Below are 14,717 nucleotides of genomic sequence, written 5' to 3' on the forward strand. Positions count from 1 at the left end.
TGATCTTGGTTCTTCGCCTCAACTGACGCTGTCCGGCAGCCTCTCCTCGCGCCGCGCGATGAAATCCATCAGGCCATCGGCGATGCCTTCGTCGAGCTTCGGCTCCTCGTAATCCGCCAGCATGTTGCGCGCCTTCTCGCGGCCGCGCGTGTCGTGGTCCTTCGCCCCTTCTGCCTTCCACTGTTCGAACGAATTGAAGTCCATGATCGAGGGCATGAAGAAGGCGGATTCGAAATGTTCCAGCGTGTGCTGGGTACCGAGGAAATGGCCCTGCGGTCCCACCTCGCGGATTGCCGCCATGGCTTCCTTGAAATCGTCGAACGGCAGGCCGCCGGCATATTTGTACCAGCCGATGAGCTGTTCGCAGTCGGTGGCGAATTTCGAATAGCCGCAGGTCAGGCCGGCCTCGAGCCATCCGGCGGAGTGCCAGATGTAGTTGGCGCCGGCGAGGATGGCGGCATGCATCAGCATGTTCGCCTCGTAACCAGCCTGGGCGTCGTTGAGCTTCGACCCGACATGGAAGCCGGAGGTGCGCCACGGCAGCCGGTATTTCCGTGCCAGCGCTCCCATCAGATACATCATCTGCGCCGCCTCGGGCGTGCCGCCCATCGGAGCACCGGTCTTCATGTCCACCGTGACCATGAACTGTCCGTAGATCTGCGGCGAGCCTGGGCGCAGCAGTTGCGTGAAGGCGACGCCCGCCAGCGCTTCCGCATTGACCTGTGCCACAGCGCCCACGGCGGACGCCGAAGTCGAGGCGCCGCACAGTGCAAAGGGTGCGAGGATCAGCGGCTGGTTGCTTCGCGCATAGACCTTCATCGCGTCCAGCATGGTGGCGTCCCACACCAGCGGCGAATTGCAGTTGGTGATCGACACCAGGACCGGATTGTCGCGGACGTAATCCTCTCCGAACACGATGCCTGCCATCGCCATCGTGTCTTCCGCCCGCTCCTTGGACGTGACGATGCCCATGAACGGCTTGTCGGAATGCTTAAGCGCGGAATGGATGATGTGGAGGTGACGCTTCGGTACCGCGATTTCCATCGGCTCGCAAATGACCGAACTCGATGAATGCAGCGCCGGCGCCATGTAGGCGAGTTTGTGGAAATTGTTGAGGTCGGCGAGCGTGCCGTAACGCCTGTTGTTATCGAGATCGCGAACATAGGGCGCGCCATACATCGGCACGAAGATGGTGTTGTTGCCGCCCACCCGCACCGTGCGCTGCGGATTCCTCGCATTGAGCGTGAACTCCGACGGGACCTTCGACACCAGTTCCATCAGCAGGGCCCGGTCGATCCGCACACGGGTTTCCGAGACATCCGCGCCCGCCGCCTTCCACAGTGCGATCGCCTCGTCGTCGCGGAACTCGCATCCCACCTCTTCGAGGATCAAGAGCGACTCCTCGTGGATCAGTTCGACCGCCTCATCCGGGACCATCTGGTAGACGGGGATCTGGCGGACCAGCGTCGGGAACGACGTTACGGGAGCTCCGCGCAGGGCCTTGCGCCCCAGGCGGCCGCCACTGCGGCGGTTGGCATGTTCGGTCACTTCGGGGGCCGGTGCGTTCATGGCAACTCCATTCCACTCATGAAGGAGCCTAGCGCGACAAAATGGTGATGTGACGCTGGAAAATCCTGATCTCTTGTATAAGCTCAGCTTATGCGAAGCTTGCGCCACCTTCTGCCTTCGGCCGGCAGCCTGATCGTCTTCGAGGCGGCCGGGCGGCTGTCGAGCTTCACCGCCGCCGGGCGCGAGCTGGGCATGACGCAGGCCGCCGTCTCCTATGCCGTGCGCGGACTGGAAGAACAGCTCGGCGCCAAGCTGTTCCAGCGCCGCCACCGCCAGGTGCTCCTGACCGAGGCCGGCGAGCGCTTCCATGCCGACGTCTCGCTCGGCCTTTCGCACATCCGCAAATCGGCGGAGGATCTGCGCCTGCAGGCGACCGGCGGTCATGTCACGCTGGCCGCCTCGACCGCGTTCGGCTCGTTCTGGATGATGCCGCGCCTGCAGCAGTTCCGTGACGAGCTGCCGGGCATCGACCTGCGTATCCAGACCGCCGACCGCGACCTCGACATCATCGCGGAAGGCATTCCCCTCGGCGTGCGCGGCGGCGCGCCGCGGGACTGGCCGGACTATCATTCGTTGCCGCTGGCTGACGAGGAGATATTTCCCGTCGCCGGCACCAGCTATGCGGCAAAGTTCGGCCTGCCCAGATCCGCTGCCGAACTGGCCACGCACCGCCTCATCCATCTGGAGGAGCCGTATCGCGAGGCGGCCAGTTGGGACGAATGGTTCCAGTCGGCGGGCGCCAATCTCAGCGATACCGCGCGCGGCCTGCGCATCAACGACTACGGCCTGGTGATCCAGGGTGTCATGGAAGGCCAAGGCATCGCGCTCGGCTGGCGGCACCTCGCCGAGCGGCTGCTGGCGTCGGGCCTGCTGGTGCCGGTGACGGATCATGTGCTGAAGACCGGCAAGGCCTTCTATGTCGTCTGGCCGAAGAACCGGGAGCTCAGCGACAACGCCCGCAAGGTGCGCGACTGGCTGGCGGCGCAGGCATAAGTCGTTTTCCACTGATCCACCGCTGGCGCAATTCTGCCCCTCCCGCGCGACGCGAATCCGCCTATAGTGCCGCCATGCCCATCCGCCAGCTTTCCGAAACGATGATCAACCAGATCGCCGCCGGCGAAGTCATCGAGCGTCCGGCGAGCGTGGTCAAGGAACTGGTCGAGAATGCGCTCGATGCCGGTGCTTCGCGCGTCGAGATCGTCACATCGGGCGGCGGGCTGAACCTGATCCGCGTCACCGATGACGGCTCCGGCATTCCCGAACGGGAGCTGGCGCTGGCGATCGCACGTCACTGCACCTCCAAGCTCACCGAGGATATCAACGACATTCGCTCGCTGGGCTTCCGCGGCGAAGCGCTGCCGTCGATCGGCTCGGTGTCGCGACTTTCGATCCGCTCGCGCACGGCAGCAAGCGACAGCGCCGCCGAGATCGGCATCGAGGGTGGCCGCGTCCTGCCTGTCAGGCCGGCGGCGGCCAATCGCGGCACCACGGTCGAGGTGCGCGACCTGTTCTTCGCAACGCCGGCCCGATTGAAGTTCATGAAGGGCGAACGCGCCGAAAGCTCGGCCACCAGCGATGTGGTCAAGCGCATCGCCATCGCCTTCCCCGCCGTGCGCTTCACGCTGGCCGGCTCGGACCGCTCGACACTGGAATTGCCGGCGGCGGACGACAGCGCGGAAGGCAGCCTGCGTCGTGTCGCCCAGGTGATGGGCACCGATTTTCCCGACAATTCGATTGCCCTCGACGCGATGCGCGATGGCGTGCATCTGACCGGCCACGCGTCGATCCCGTCCTTCACCCGCGCCAACGCGCTGCAGCAATATGCCTACGTGAACGGCCGCCCGGTGCGCGACAAGCTGATCGCCGGCGCCATACGCGGCGCCTATGCCGACGTCCTGCCGCGCGACCGCCATGCGGTGACGGTGCTGTTCCTGACGCTCGATCCGGCCATCGTCGACGTCAACGTCCATCCAGCCAAGGCCGATGTGCGCTTCCGCGATCCCGGCCTTGTGCGCGGATTGATCGTCGGGGCCATCCGACAGGCACTGGCCGATGCCGGCGTCCGCGCCGCCACCACGGGTGCCGCCGGCATGATGGCGGCGTTCCGGCCAGGGGCCGCATCCTACGGCCACGGCGGACCGGCAAACGGCCACCGCAGCTACGACGCGGCCTACCGCGCGTCGGGTCCGTCCGGCTTCGATCCTGCCCGATCGCCGCAGCGGCCGCTCGATATGGGTTTCGATGGTGCGGGCTTCGAGCAGCGCGGCTTGCGAGAAAGCGAGCAAGCGGCTTTCGATGCCGGTCCGCTTGCCAGCGCCGATGCACGCGCAGGGCAGGATGAAGCGGCCGAGACGTTGCTCGGCGCGGTGCTGGGCGCGGCGCGCGCCCAGGTGCATGAGAATTACATCGTCGCCCAGACCAGGGATTCGCTCATCATCGTCGACCAGCATGCGGCGCATGAACGGCTGGTCTACGAGGCGCTGAAGAATGCGCTGCATTCGCGCCCGGTGCCCTCGCAGATGCTACTTCTGCCCGAAATCATCGACCTGCCGGAAGAGGATGCCGAGCGGCTTGCGCTGCATTCGGAAACGCTGGCCCGCTTCGGTCTCGGCATCGAGCGCTTTGGCCCCGGCGCTGTCGCGGTGCGCGAGACACCGTCGATGCTGGGCGAGGCCAATGTCCAGCAATTGGTGCGCGACCTCGCCGACGAGATCGCCGACAACGACACGGTCGACACGCTGAAGGAGCGGCTGGACAAGATAGCCGCGACCATGGCGTGCCACGGCTCTGTGCGCTCCGGCCGCCTGCTCAAGGCCGAGGAGATGAACGCGCTGCTGCGGCAGATGGAGGCGACGCCCGGCTCCGGCACCTGCAACCACGGCCGCCCCACTTATATCGAACTCAAGCTGGCGGATATCGAACGGCTTTTCGGACGGCGATAGCTGGGGACGGATTGCGGGCCTATCGCTTCGCCGCTCGAGGTCGGCAGGTCAGGAGGCCGGCCGACAATGTGGTCACCCGCGATTTTCGCCCAGCGACCTGAGTAGCGCGATCGCAGCCGCCGCCAGCAGGAGGATCGCACCGGTGATTTCAGCCCAGCCGACCGCCTCGCCGAAGAGCCAGGCTCCTGCCGCCAAAGCGGTCAGCAAATAGCGTGCAGCCGCCAGCAGGAGCGGAGGCACGTCATTGAGACCGAGCTTGATCGCGGCCCAGGTCAGCCCCCAGATCAGCGACATCACCGCGAAGAAGAAGAGGTTGCGAACCACCGATCGGCGCTCAGCGCAGTCCCCGACGATCGACAAGTATCCGATGGATTTCGATCCGCTCCGGCAGCTCGATCAGGAACTCGGCATCGCGGTCCAGATGATGGACTTTGGTCGGTTCGCCTTTGGTAAAGGCGGTCATCGCTTGCATGTCGGCCCAATAGGAGATGGTTGTGAACCACGTCTCGGTATCACGGTCCTCGCGCAGCAATTGGACGCCAAGCGCCGTCTTCTCGAGGGGCGGAATACCCTCGGCACGCAGGTATGGCTCATAGGCGTCGGCGATGTCGCGGCGGGTGCGACCGCGCCAGATGCGCGCGATGGTCGGTGTGGTCGGCATGAGGTTCTCCTTCAGTCAGGCGGACAGCAAACTGGGCATAGCGGACGCCGGCTGTGATCAGCCGTGAACACGAGCCAGGAAATCGCGGACCAGCGGCAGCGCGTCGTCGAAATGTGTCTCGAGCAGCCAATGACCCGCCCCTTCGATCAGATGCAGTTCCGCATCGGGCAGATCGCGATGATAGGCCCTTGCCGACGCCGCGGGCATATAGCCATCCTCTGGCCCCCAAACGATCAACGTGGGCGGATGGTGTTCACGCAAATAAGCCTGGTAGCGCGGAAACCAGGTGAGATTGGCTTCCAGCTTCTCCATCAGACCGACGGCGATCTGCCGACGAACCGGCGTGTTCATCAGTGGCCAGTGAAGATTCCAGAGATCGGGCGGCACGCGCATGGCGACGTCGTCAGCCACTTCCCCGATGAACTCGGCCCGGAACCCGTCCTCACTTACCGCGGCCTCGAGCGGACGGTGCTTGCCGGGCGTCTTGTCGGTCCACCAGGCCTTGATCGTGGCGTATTTGGGTCCAAGCACGTCCTCGTAGATGTCGCCGTTCTGGATGATGAGGGCGCTGATCCGCTCCGGGTGTGAGATCGCATGCCGGAGTCCTATCTGCGAGCCATAATCGTGCAGCCACAAGGCGTAGCGTTGGAGACCGAATTTATCGGCAAGCTTGGAAAGCACGTCGCAATAGGCGTCGAAATCATAGCCGAAGGTGGCCGGATCGGGTGTGCCGCTGTATCCGAAGCCAGGCCGGTCGAATGCAATCGTCCGCCAGCGGTCGGCGAGCGCCGGCATCAGTCGGCGGAATTGGAATGAAGAGCAGGGATAGCCGTGCGGCAAGAGCAAGACAGGTGCTTCTAACGGCCCTGCCTCGCGATAAAAAATGGATAGATCATCCAGTTGCATGCGTCGGTGCGTCGTTGCACCCGGCATTCGGACCTCCGTTGAACAAACCTCGGCTAAACGCGTTTGATCGAGGGATCGTTCCGAATGGGGGAAGCGGGCGGTCGGCAATATTCATCTCTTCAAATTCACCACGATGACACCGCCCAGCGCCAGCGCGCCGCCGATTATGCCGAGCAGAGTGGGAACTTCGCCCAGCCAGAAGAAGCCGATCAGCGCGGACATCGGCGAGACCAGATAGAGGAAGTTGGAGGCACGTGCCGCCGGCAGACGCGACAGCGCGGTCGCCCAGGCGGCATAGGCGATGAGGCTGGGCACGATGCCGAGAAAGATGACGGCGCCGAGGCCTGCTGTGTCGGCGACCGCCGCCTGCGAAAAGGCCGACGGCAGGAAGGGCGCCAGGCATAGTGCGCCGAGCACCATGTTCGAAGCCGAAATGGTCAATGGATGATGGCGGGCAAACAGCGGCTTCTGGACGATGGTGTTGACGGCCGAGCACAAGGCCGAACCAAGCACCAACAGAGCACCGGTGTTGAACGACAGGCCATGCCCGTCGGCCATGGCGATGATGCCTATGCCGGCGAAGGAAATCACCGTACCGATCCAGGCCACGCCTGAAAAGCGCTCGCCCAGCAATGCCATCGCCATGATGGCGGTGAAGATCGGGCTGACATTGATGATGAAGCCGGCGGCACCGGCCGAGACGGTCAGTTCGCCGAAATTGAGCATGACGGTGTAGAGCGCGACGAAGATGGCGCCGCCAAAGACCAGGCGCCACGCTTCGTCGAGCCTTGGCAGCGCGGGGCGCTTGACGGCCAGGAAGATCGCCGCCGGCACAGCGGCGATGGCAAAGCGCAACGCACCCAGTTCCAGTGGGCCGAAGGCGGCGAGACCGGCTCGGATAGCGGGAAAGGCGGAGGCCCAACCGACCACCGTCAGCGCCACAGCGATGGCTGCCGTGGTGTCCATTCGCTGTGTCGAATTCAACGTGCCCGTTATCTCGCTCATCTCACCGCCCTCGTATTTCTTCGGTCCTGAAAGGCAGAAAACGCCTTTTCACCCCGGTTGACAAACGACGAAATCGAGGATCACCTGTGACTATGGATCACAGCTCGGACACAATGGTGCCGCTCGAAACGCTGCGCGCCTTCGATGCGGCGGCGCGGACAGGCAGCTTTTCAGCGGCCGCCGAAAAGCTCAATATCACCCATGGCGCCGTCAGCCGGCAGATCGCCAAGCTCGAGGACTGGCTGGGATTGAAAGTCTTCGACCGTGGTGCGCGCGGCGTCTCGCTGACGATCGAAGGCAACAGGCTGCATCTGCGCACGGCGGAAGCCTTTGCGCTGATATCGACCCATTCCGACCGCTGGGTCGAGCCGCGTGGCACGGCGGTGGTGCGGCTGACCTCGATTCCCTCGGTCAGCGGACTGTGGCTGATGCCGCGCATGGCGGCTCTGGAAAACAATCCCTCGAAGCTGCGCATCGTGCTTGATGTCGACATCCGCCAGGCCGACCTTGCCGATGAAGGCATCGACCTCTCGATCCGTTGTGGACGCGGCGGCATTCCGGGCCGCATCTCGGTGCAACTTTTCGAGGAACATGTCTTCCCTGTCGCGTCACCCGAGCTTGCCCGCGAGATCGGCCGGGGCGACCCTGCCCGGCTGCTCAAATATCCGCTGATCAACGATTCCGACGCGTCGGCCTGGCGCGCCTGGTTTGCCGCGCAAGGCATGGATTACCGCCCGCGCCCGCAGGACCGCCGCTTCGAGGACTACAATCTGGTGCTCGACGCCGCCGCCTATGGGCTGGGCATCGCGCTGGCCCGCCCGCCGCTGACCGGACATCAATTACAATCGGGCCGCATCACTCCCGTCGATGAGCGCACAGCCCTCAACCCGGTATCCTACTGGCTCGACCGGCCGATGGGGCGGCCGCGTGCCGCCGCCGCCGACCTCGCCCGCCGCATCGCGGCAGAGGCCGGGCTGGCCCAGGACAAGATCGAGGCGTTTATCGAAGCCGAGCGATAGGCCTTCCGGACCTATATGGAAAACCGGCCGATTCGAAGCTCAGCGAAGCAACAACAAAACGAACCCAAGGATCACCGCTCCCAGCAAACTGGCCATTATCGAAACAAAGCCAATTTTCACCAGCAACTGCTCAGGGTGCGGCACCGCACCATGGGATTGATTGGCCGGCCTGTGCCTGCCCGCCGGCGTACCCAGGGCGGCAGCGTTGCGCGGGATTGGAGCCTGCGGCGGGATAAGCGAAAGCAATGACAGCCCCGCAACCCTGGCGGAGGCATTGTCATTGGCGGTTGTCGAAGGCGGCAAGAAGGCTCGCAGCGTTTCGGCTTCGGGTTTTGCCTTTCTCGCCACGACTGTTGCCAACGCCGCCTCTTCGCCCGTCTCAAGCTGGGCAAGATAGGCATCGACGATGCCAGCGGATGCGATCTGCTGCGATTTGACGGCCATCGGCGCCGCCGGCAAAATCAACAGCGCCGGCGCTGTCTGCTGCGCGAGCAGAGACGGCGCCGGCGGTTGGACCAGCGCCTTGACCAGTGCCGTCATCACTGGATCAGCCTGCCCCGAGGGCACGGCTTGCGGCGTCATCACTTCCCTAAGCAGGGCGGGAAGACGAGTGGAGGAAACGTCCATTGCGGCCCACCAACAACATTTTTCCGCTTCACAATAAGCGTTCAGCATTGTCTCAGGCTTGTCTCATGCTTGACCTCGCCGGGAATTTATGGCGATGAAATCCTCATGAACCCTGGCGTCCCCGCATGATGAACCGTTTCGAAGGCCCCGGCGGCAAGGAAGCCCGCATCCGCTATCTGGATGGCGACTTCCAGGTTACCAGCCCCGGCGCGTTCGTGCGCTGCGCGGTGACAGGCGAAAGCATTCCGCTCGACGAGTTGAAATACTGGAGCGTCGCAAGGCAAGAGCCCTATATCAGCGCCACCGCCTCGCTGCGCCGTGAAATCGAGATGCATCCGGAGCTGCGTAAGCGCAGTTAACCCTTCAGCTTGCGCTGGCGCCAGGCATCGAGCGTCTCGTCGATGATGCGCTCGGGAACGTGATCGAGTTCGAAGACCGTGTCGATCTCCAGCACCTCGAGCCGGTCGAGAAAGTCCTGTGAGGCGCCGTGGCGCAGCCGGGCGGCGTCCTTGGCGGTGGTGATGAGCACCAGCCCCTCAGTGCGTGCGGTCGCCGCCAGCTCGGCAAGTTCGTCCTCCGCATAGAAATGATGGTCCGGAAACGGCCGCGTCAATGCCAGTTCGCCGCCGGCCTCGCGCACCGTGTCGAAGAATTTCTCGGGATGGCCGATACCGGCGAAGGCGAGGAACCGCTTGCCGGCAAGCCCTGCCTTGCCGCTTGGCTCTGTATGGGCCTCGAAGATCGCCCGGCCGGCGCGTGCCGCCTGGCGGACCACGCTGTCGGCGGCAGTGCCCTCGCCCATTTTCAACAACCCGCTGGTGAAAACCAGCTGGTCGACGATTTTGGCCCTGAGCGGCCCCCCCGGAATGACGCGGCCGTTGCCGATCCCGTAGCGCGCATCGACCACGACCAGCGCATAGTCGATGTGGATGCGGGCGCTCTGGAAGCCATCGTCCATGATCAGGAAATCGCAGCCATTTCGTTCCAGCAGCAGCCGGGCGCCGGCGGCGCGGTTCGGCGTCACCGCCACCGGCGCGTGTTCGGCGAGCAGCAGCGGTTCGTCGCCGACATGCCGGGCGCTGTCGTGGTCGATATCGACCACGTGCGGCTCGGCGAAGGAGCCGCCATGGCCGCGCGACAGGAAGCCTGGTTTCAGATGCATGCGCTTGGCCTGCTTGGCGAGCGCGATGGCCACCGGTGTCTTGCCGGTGCCGCCAACCGTGAAATTGCCGATGCACAGAACAGGTGCTTCGATCTTCTCACGCTTGGCCCGCCGCATGCCGCGGCCGGCGGCAGCCGCATAGATGGCCGACAGCGGCGACAGTGCCAGGACCCGCCAGTCCGGCTCCTCCCACCAGAATGGTGGTGCTTCCGAGGCCACGCTAGCGCCCGTTCGCGCCCTTCAGGCGCGACTTGACGACCAGCGGCTGGATGTAGGGCTCAAGCGATTTCAGCGTACGCGCCAGCGCACCGCGCATCTCGTCGACGGTCGCAATGCCTGCCGCCATCATCTCGTGGCGCGCCACTTCGTTGGTCAGGAGGAAATTGACGGCGCCGGCCAGCATGTCGCGATCGCGCACCAGCTTGGCGCCGCCGCTGTCGAGGAGACGCTGGTAGGCCTCGCGAAAATTCTGCACATTGCGCCCGGCGAGAACCGCCGTGTCGAGCATGGCCGGCTCCAGCGGGTTCTGGCCACCCTCGGAGGTCAGCGAGCGGCCGACGAAGGCTATTTCCGTCAGCCGGAGATAGAGCCCCATCTCGCCGATCGTGTCGCCAAGCAATATGTCGGTGTCGGCCGTGATCCTGTCGCCCTTGCTGCGCCGCGCGACCTTCAGGCCCATGCCGGAAATCTGCGCCGCAAGCGCCTCGGCGCGATCGGGATGACGCGGAACGACGATGGTCAGAAGACCATGGTGGCGCTTGTGCAGCGTCGCGTGGACTTCAGCCGCGACCACTTCCTCGCCGTCATGGGTCGAGATCGCCGCCCAGGTCGGGCGCGTGCCTATCTGCCGCCGCAGTGTCGCCAGCGCCCGTTCGTCGACCGGCGGCGGCGACGTGTCCACCTTGAGGTTGCCCGACACCGTCACCGGCCGCGCGCCGAGCGCGAGAAACCGCTCGCCATCGACATCCGACTGCGCCACGACGTGAGCCAGGTTCTCGAACAGCGCCTCGGCGATGTTGGCGCGTTTCTTCCACGATTTGAACGAGCGGTCGGACAGCCTGCCATTGACCAGCACCTGCGGCACACGGCGCGCGCCAAGCTCGAGGATGGTCATCGGCCAGATCTCGGATTCGGCGATGATTGCCAGATCCGGCTGCCAGTGATCGAGGAACCGGCTGACCGCCGGCTTGAGATCGAGCGGTACATATTGATGGATGATGCGGTCACCGAGCCGCTCGTCGGCGACCTGCGCAGAGGTCACCGTGCCGGTCGTCAGCACGATGTTGACGCCGTAGTCGAGAATGCTTTCGACCAGCGGCACGACGGCTATGGTCTCGCCGACGCTCGCGGCATGAATCCAGATCACCGGCCCGTCGGGGCGCGCGCGGCCGGCGACGCCATAGCGCTCGCGGCGGCGATAGCGGTCTTCCTTGCCGCGCGAGGTGCGCCAGGCAACGTAGGGCCCGACCAGCGGATAGGCTGCCGCACCCGCGAATCGGTAAGCCGACAGCATGGCCCGTGCCCAGCGGCCGCTCATCGCGGAGCATCCACGAGACGGTAAGCCTCGGCGGTCGCGGCATTGAGCGCTGTCGTCACTTCCTGGCGCTTGCGCTCCATTTCGGCGTCATCGGCGCCGGCCGCCACGAAGATCGGCTGGCCGATGACGATCGACGAACGGCCGAACGGCAGGTTGATGGTGGTCTTGTCCCAGCTCTTCTCCAGCACCTTGCGGCGGCTGGTGGTGATGGCGACGGGCACAAGCGGCCGGCCCGAGAGGCGAGCCAGGAGAACGATGCCAAGTCCTGCGTCTCGCGGCGTGCCGTGCGGAATATCTGCGATCATGGCGACGTTCTTGCCGACGGCGAGCGACTTTTTCAGGGCGATAAGCGCTTTTGCCCCACCCTTGTCGAGGTGCCTGGCATTTTCCCGCCCGCCCGAGCCGCGCACCGCCTCGATGCCGAATTTTTCCAGCATCAAGGCGTTGAGCTCGGCATCGGCGCTGCGCGAAACCATGGCGACCAGCGGCTTGCGCTTGGGATAATAGGCAGGCGTCAGCAGATGCTGGCCGTGCCACAAGGCGATGATGCCAGGCTCGAACTCGGTATAGGCACCGCCCGAAAACCGTGCCGATCCCTCGACGACGCGATTGGTGAGGCGCACGAAGCGGACGAACTGGGCGAACAGGCTGGCGATGGCGTTCTTGACGAATCGCGACTGCGCAAGCGGTTGGCGAATCTTGCGCCAGAAGGCCTTGGTCGTGCGGCTGCGTCCCCTGCCCGTGGGCGCGGCATCGCTTGCTGGCCCTTTCGCCAGGTCATGCTCCATCGAAGTCAACCGGCAGCCTTGTTGTCGGGGTCCAGCAGCCGGTGCAGATGAACGACGAAGTAACGCATGTGAGCGTTGTCCACGCTGGCTTGCGCCTTGGCTTTCCACGCCGTGTGCGCGGATTGATAGTCGGGATAGATGCCGACGATGTCGAGCCCGTCGAGATCGCGGAATTCGGTGCCGCCAAGCTTCTTCAGTTCGCCACCGAACACCAGATGCAAAAGCTGTTTCTTTCCGTCTTCCGCGGCCATGTCGGTCCTTCACATATCGTGAGTTTGTCACAGGTCTAGACCAAAGCCGCCGACTTTGGAACCTTTAGGGCGAGATGAATTCATCTCGCCGGGGAAAACGCTTTCACGTGTCCAGACCGGCGATGACGCCGGCGAGCACGGCCAGCAATTCACCGCTGCCGGCAGCAAGGGCGCCGTGACGAGTCACCTCGCCGGCATAAAGTGGAGCGCGGCCATGCTGGTCGAGCAGCTGGCCGCCGGCCTCGCGCAGGATGAGGTCGGCCGCTGCAATGTCCCAGTCATGCGCGTTCGGCTTGACGAAAGTGGCGTCCAGCGCGCCATTGGCGATCATGGCCAGCCGATAGGCGAGCGAAGGGCTGTAAGGCGCCCGCTTCAGCCGCGCCTGCCATTCGGCAGGCATCAGGTCGGTCAACTGCTTCAGCCCGGAAATCTCGGCCGTTTCCGCCAGCTTGCGAACCGCAATGCGCTTGCCGTTGCGGAAAGCACCCTGGCCGGGCAGCGCCCAATAGGTCTCCTCCATCGCCGGGCATTCCAGCACGCCGGCCAGCGTGCGGCCATGCTCGACGACGGCGACGCTGACGCACCAGGTGCGCTGGCCTTCCAGGAAACCGCGCGTGCCGTCGATCGGGTCGACGACGAAGGTGCGGCGTGCCGAAAGCCGGACCGGATCGTCAACTGTCTCTTCCGACAGCCAGCCATAATCCGGCCGCGCCGCCAGCAATGTTTCGCGCAGATAGGCGTCGGCCGCGTGGTCGGCCTCGCTGACCGGTGATGTGCCGCCCTTCATCCAGACTTGCGGGCTGTTGCCGAAGTAGCGCATGGCGATCACCCCCGCCTCGCGGGCGGCATCGCGCAGCAGCGGCAAGTCTTCGGTGGCTCCGGCAGTGGTCAGGTCATGCTCCGGCAAGGGTCATGCCTTCGATCAGGAGCGTCGGCGCCGCGGTGCCGAAATTGCGGTCGAGGTCATCGGCCGGCACCATGTTGAGGAACATCGTCTTCAGGTTCGAGGCGATGGTGACCTCGGCGACGGGATAGGCCAGTTCGCCATTCTCGATCCAGAAACCGGAAGCGCCGCGGCTGTATTCGCCGGTGACCATGTCGACGCCCTGGCCGAACACCTCGGTGACGTAGAAGCCGGTCTTGAGCGATTTGATCAGCTCTTCCGGCGACCGCTCGCCGGGTTCGATGGCGAGATTGGTGGAGGATGGCGTAACGGAGGAGCCGCTGCGTGCGCCGCGGCCGTTGGTGACGAGGCCCAGCTCCCTTGCAGCCGAGGTCGACAGGAACCAGTGGTTGAGCACGCCCTTCTCGACCATCAACAGCTTTTCGCCCTCGACGCCTTCGCCGTCGAACGGACGCGAGGCCTGGCCACGCCGCCGGAGCGGCTCGTCGGTGACGGTGATGGCGGAGGCGGCCACCTGCTTGCCCATCATGTCGCGCAGGAACGAGGTCTTGCGCGCGACCGAGGCGCCGTTGATGGCGCCGGCGAGATGGCCGGCGATGCCGCGCGCGACGCGTGGGTCGAACACCACGTCGACCGGCCCGGTCGCCGCCTTGCGCGCGCCGATGCGGCGCACGGCGCGCTCGCCGGCCTTGCGGCCGATGTCCTCGGGCGCATCGAGATCTGCAAAATGCTGGCGCGAGGAGAATTCATAGTCGCGCTCCATGCCGGTGCCCTCGCCGGCGATAACGCTGGCCGAGCGCGAAAAACGCGAGCCGACATAGTGGCCGAGGAAGCCGTGCGAGGTGGCCAGCACCAGGCCGCCCAGCCCGGCACCGGCGCTGGCGCCGGCCGAATTGGTCACGCCCTTGACGGCAAGCGCTGCCGCTTCCGCCGCCAATGCGGCTTCCTTCAACTGGTCTGCCGACACTTCGGTGGCGTCGAACAGGTCGAGATCGCGCGTCTGTTTGGCGAGCAATGCCGGATCGGCCAGCCCTTGATAGGGATCCTGCGGCGACACTTTCGCCATCGCCACGGCGCGCTCGGCCAGCGTTTTCGGGTCGGACGCCGCTGTCGCCGAGACACTCGCCACGCGGCCGCCGACGAAAACGCGCAGCGCCACATCCTCGCTTTCGGAAGCTTCGGTAGCCTCGACCTTGCCGAGACGCACCGACACACCGGTCGAGCGGCCGCGCACGGCCACCGCGTCGGCGGCATCGGCGCCGGCCTTTTTGGCAGCCTCGACCAGGGCCGCGACGCGGTCGGTCAATTTTGCTGCGTCTGATATGTCGGTCATGCCTGAAATCCTG

The 14,717-nt window shown here is 65.0% G+C and carries 16 protein-coding genes; 4 read left to right on the forward strand and 12 right to left on the reverse strand.

Annotated elements, in window-relative coordinates; genetic code table 11:
* Nucleotides 1–18: 18 nt before the first annotated feature.
* On the reverse strand, nucleotides 19–1,569 hold the full coding sequence (locus MESCI_RS22880) for a trimethylamine methyltransferase family protein (RefSeq protein WP_013532332.1): 1,551 nt from the start codon (nucleotides 1,567–1,569) through the stop codon (nucleotides 19–21).
* Nucleotides 1,570–1,659: 90 nt separating this feature from the next.
* Between MESCI_RS22880 and MESCI_RS22885 the strand changes: the two genes are divergently transcribed.
* A complete protein-coding gene (locus MESCI_RS22885; protein ID WP_013532333.1) occupies nucleotides 1,660–2,562 on the forward strand; it encodes a LysR substrate-binding domain-containing protein in 903 nt (300 codons plus the stop codon).
* Nucleotides 2,563–2,636: 74 nt separating this feature from the next.
* Nucleotides 2,637–4,511 (forward strand): DNA mismatch repair endonuclease MutL, encoded by a 1,875-nt coding sequence (gene mutL, locus MESCI_RS22890; RefSeq protein WP_013532334.1) that lies wholly within the window; start codon nucleotides 2,637–2,639, stop codon nucleotides 4,509–4,511.
* Between the two features lie 72 nt (nucleotides 4,512–4,583).
* On the opposite strand, the gene MESCI_RS22895 is transcribed toward mutL, so the two are convergent.
* The 4 genes from MESCI_RS22895 to MESCI_RS22910 all read right to left on the reverse strand — a co-directional run bounded on the left by MESCI_RS22895 (nucleotide 4,584) and on the right by MESCI_RS22910 (nucleotide 7,083).
* Nucleotides 4,584–4,871, reverse strand: a complete 288-nt coding sequence (locus MESCI_RS22895; RefSeq protein WP_164919825.1) for a hypothetical protein — start codon at nucleotides 4,869–4,871, stop codon at nucleotides 4,584–4,586.
* The gene (locus MESCI_RS22900) at nucleotides 4,846–5,172 is read right to left on the reverse strand and encodes an antibiotic biosynthesis monooxygenase family protein (protein ID WP_013532336.1); all 327 of its coding nucleotides are present in this window, start codon (nucleotides 5,170–5,172) and stop codon (nucleotides 4,846–4,848) included. The genes MESCI_RS22895 and MESCI_RS22900 overlap by 26 nt, the downstream gene beginning before the upstream one ends.
* Before the next feature lie 57 nt (nucleotides 5,173–5,229).
* The gene (locus tag MESCI_RS22905) at nucleotides 5,230–6,105 is read right to left on the reverse strand and encodes an alpha/beta fold hydrolase (RefSeq protein WP_013532337.1); all 876 of its coding nucleotides are present in this window, start codon (nucleotides 6,103–6,105) and stop codon (nucleotides 5,230–5,232) included.
* Nucleotides 6,106–6,189: 84 nt separating this feature from the next.
* A complete protein-coding gene (locus MESCI_RS22910) occupies nucleotides 6,190–7,083 on the reverse strand; it encodes a DMT family transporter (protein ID WP_013532338.1) in 894 nt (297 codons plus the stop codon).
* Between the two features lie 92 nt (nucleotides 7,084–7,175).
* On the opposite strand from MESCI_RS22910, the gene MESCI_RS22915 reads away from it, so the two are divergent.
* Nucleotides 7,176–8,102: a LysR family transcriptional regulator gene (locus MESCI_RS22915; RefSeq protein WP_013532339.1), complete on the forward strand. Its 927-nt coding sequence runs from the start codon at nucleotides 7,176–7,178 to the stop codon at nucleotides 8,100–8,102.
* 39 nt (nucleotides 8,103–8,141) lie between these two features.
* Here MESCI_RS22915 and MESCI_RS22920 read toward each other — a convergent pair whose 3' ends face one another.
* A complete protein-coding gene (locus MESCI_RS22920) occupies nucleotides 8,142–8,729 on the reverse strand; it encodes a hypothetical protein (protein WP_013532340.1) in 588 nt (195 codons plus the stop codon).
* Nucleotides 8,730–8,854: 125 nt separating this feature from the next.
* Between MESCI_RS22920 and MESCI_RS22925 the strand changes: the two genes are divergently transcribed.
* The gene (locus tag MESCI_RS22925; protein ID WP_013532341.1) at nucleotides 8,855–9,088 is read left to right on the forward strand and encodes a DUF2093 domain-containing protein; all 234 of its coding nucleotides are present in this window, start codon (nucleotides 8,855–8,857) and stop codon (nucleotides 9,086–9,088) included.
* Here MESCI_RS22925 and lpxK read toward each other — a convergent pair.
* From lpxK to MESCI_RS22955, 6 genes are all read right to left on the reverse strand, one after another.
* On the reverse strand, nucleotides 9,085–10,110 hold the full coding sequence (lpxK, locus tag MESCI_RS22930; RefSeq protein WP_013532342.1) for a tetraacyldisaccharide 4'-kinase: 1,026 nt from the start codon (nucleotides 10,108–10,110) through the stop codon (nucleotides 9,085–9,087). The genes MESCI_RS22925 and lpxK overlap by 4 nt on opposite strands.
* Nucleotide 10,111: 1 nt before the next feature.
* Complete coding sequence (gene waaA, locus MESCI_RS22935; RefSeq protein ID WP_013532343.1) at nucleotides 10,112–11,428, reverse strand: lipid IV(A) 3-deoxy-D-manno-octulosonic acid transferase; 1,317 nt, start codon at nucleotides 11,426–11,428, stop codon at nucleotides 10,112–10,114.
* Nucleotides 11,425–12,216: a lysophospholipid acyltransferase family protein gene (locus MESCI_RS22940; RefSeq protein WP_013532344.1), complete on the reverse strand. Its 792-nt coding sequence runs from the start codon at nucleotides 12,214–12,216 to the stop codon at nucleotides 11,425–11,427. Before MESCI_RS22940 ends, waaA begins: the two co-directional genes overlap by 4 nt.
* Nucleotides 12,217–12,221: 5 nt before the next feature.
* A complete protein-coding gene (locus MESCI_RS22945) occupies nucleotides 12,222–12,467 on the reverse strand; it encodes a DUF4170 domain-containing protein (protein ID WP_013532345.1) in 246 nt (81 codons plus the stop codon).
* Nucleotides 12,468–12,570: 103 nt separating this feature from the next.
* The gene (locus MESCI_RS22950; RefSeq protein ID WP_013532346.1) at nucleotides 12,571–13,374 is read right to left on the reverse strand and encodes a 3'(2'),5'-bisphosphate nucleotidase CysQ; all 804 of its coding nucleotides are present in this window, start codon (nucleotides 13,372–13,374) and stop codon (nucleotides 12,571–12,573) included.
* The gene (locus MESCI_RS22955) at nucleotides 13,361–14,704 is read right to left on the reverse strand and encodes a TldD/PmbA family protein (protein WP_013532347.1); all 1,344 of its coding nucleotides are present in this window, start codon (nucleotides 14,702–14,704) and stop codon (nucleotides 13,361–13,363) included. The genes MESCI_RS22950 and MESCI_RS22955 overlap by 14 nt, the downstream gene beginning before the upstream one ends.
* Nucleotides 14,705–14,717: the final 13 nt, after the last annotated feature.

The sequence above is a fragment of the Mesorhizobium ciceri biovar biserrulae WSM1271 genome, assembly GCF_000185905.1.
In the GTDB taxonomy this organism is placed as follows: Bacteria; Pseudomonadota; Alphaproteobacteria; order Rhizobiales; family Rhizobiaceae; genus Mesorhizobium; species Mesorhizobium ciceri.

Bases quoted from the DNA above. Each gene is read 5' to 3' on its own strand.
- MESCI_RS22880 (WP_013532332.1), bottom strand. From the start codon at position 1,569: ATGAACGCACCGGCCCCCGAAGTGACCGAACATGCCAACCGCCGCAGT.
- MESCI_RS22885 (WP_013532333.1), top strand. From the start codon at position 1,660: ATGCGAAGCTTGCGCCACCTTCTGCCTTCGGCCGGCAGCCTGATCGTC.
- mutL (WP_013532334.1), top strand. From the start codon at position 2,637: ATGCCCATCCGCCAGCTTTCCGAAACGATGATCAACCAGATCGCCGCC.
- MESCI_RS22900 (WP_013532336.1), bottom strand. From the start codon at position 5,172: ATGCCGACCACACCGACCATCGCGCGCATCTGGCGCGGTCGCACCCGC.
- MESCI_RS22905 (WP_013532337.1), bottom strand. From the start codon at position 6,105: ATGCCGGGTGCAACGACGCACCGACGCATGCAACTGGATGATCTATCC.
- MESCI_RS22910 (WP_013532338.1), bottom strand. From the start codon at position 7,083: ATGAGCGAGATAACGGGCACGTTGAATTCGACACAGCGAATGGACACC.
- MESCI_RS22915 (WP_013532339.1), top strand. From the start codon at position 7,176: ATGGATCACAGCTCGGACACAATGGTGCCGCTCGAAACGCTGCGCGCC.
- MESCI_RS22920 (WP_013532340.1), bottom strand. From the start codon at position 8,729: ATGGACGTTTCCTCCACTCGTCTTCCCGCCCTGCTTAGGGAAGTGATG.
- MESCI_RS22925 (WP_013532341.1), top strand. From the start codon at position 8,855: ATGATGAACCGTTTCGAAGGCCCCGGCGGCAAGGAAGCCCGCATCCGC.
- waaA (WP_013532343.1), bottom strand. From the start codon at position 11,428: ATGAGCGGCCGCTGGGCACGGGCCATGCTGTCGGCTTACCGATTCGCG.
- MESCI_RS22940 (WP_013532344.1), bottom strand. From the start codon at position 12,216: ATGGAGCATGACCTGGCGAAAGGGCCAGCAAGCGATGCCGCGCCCACG.
- MESCI_RS22945 (WP_013532345.1), bottom strand. From the start codon at position 12,467: ATGGCCGCGGAAGACGGAAAGAAACAGCTTTTGCATCTGGTGTTCGGT.
- MESCI_RS22955 (WP_013532347.1), bottom strand. From the start codon at position 14,704: ATGACCGACATATCAGACGCAGCAAAATTGACCGACCGCGTCGCGGCC.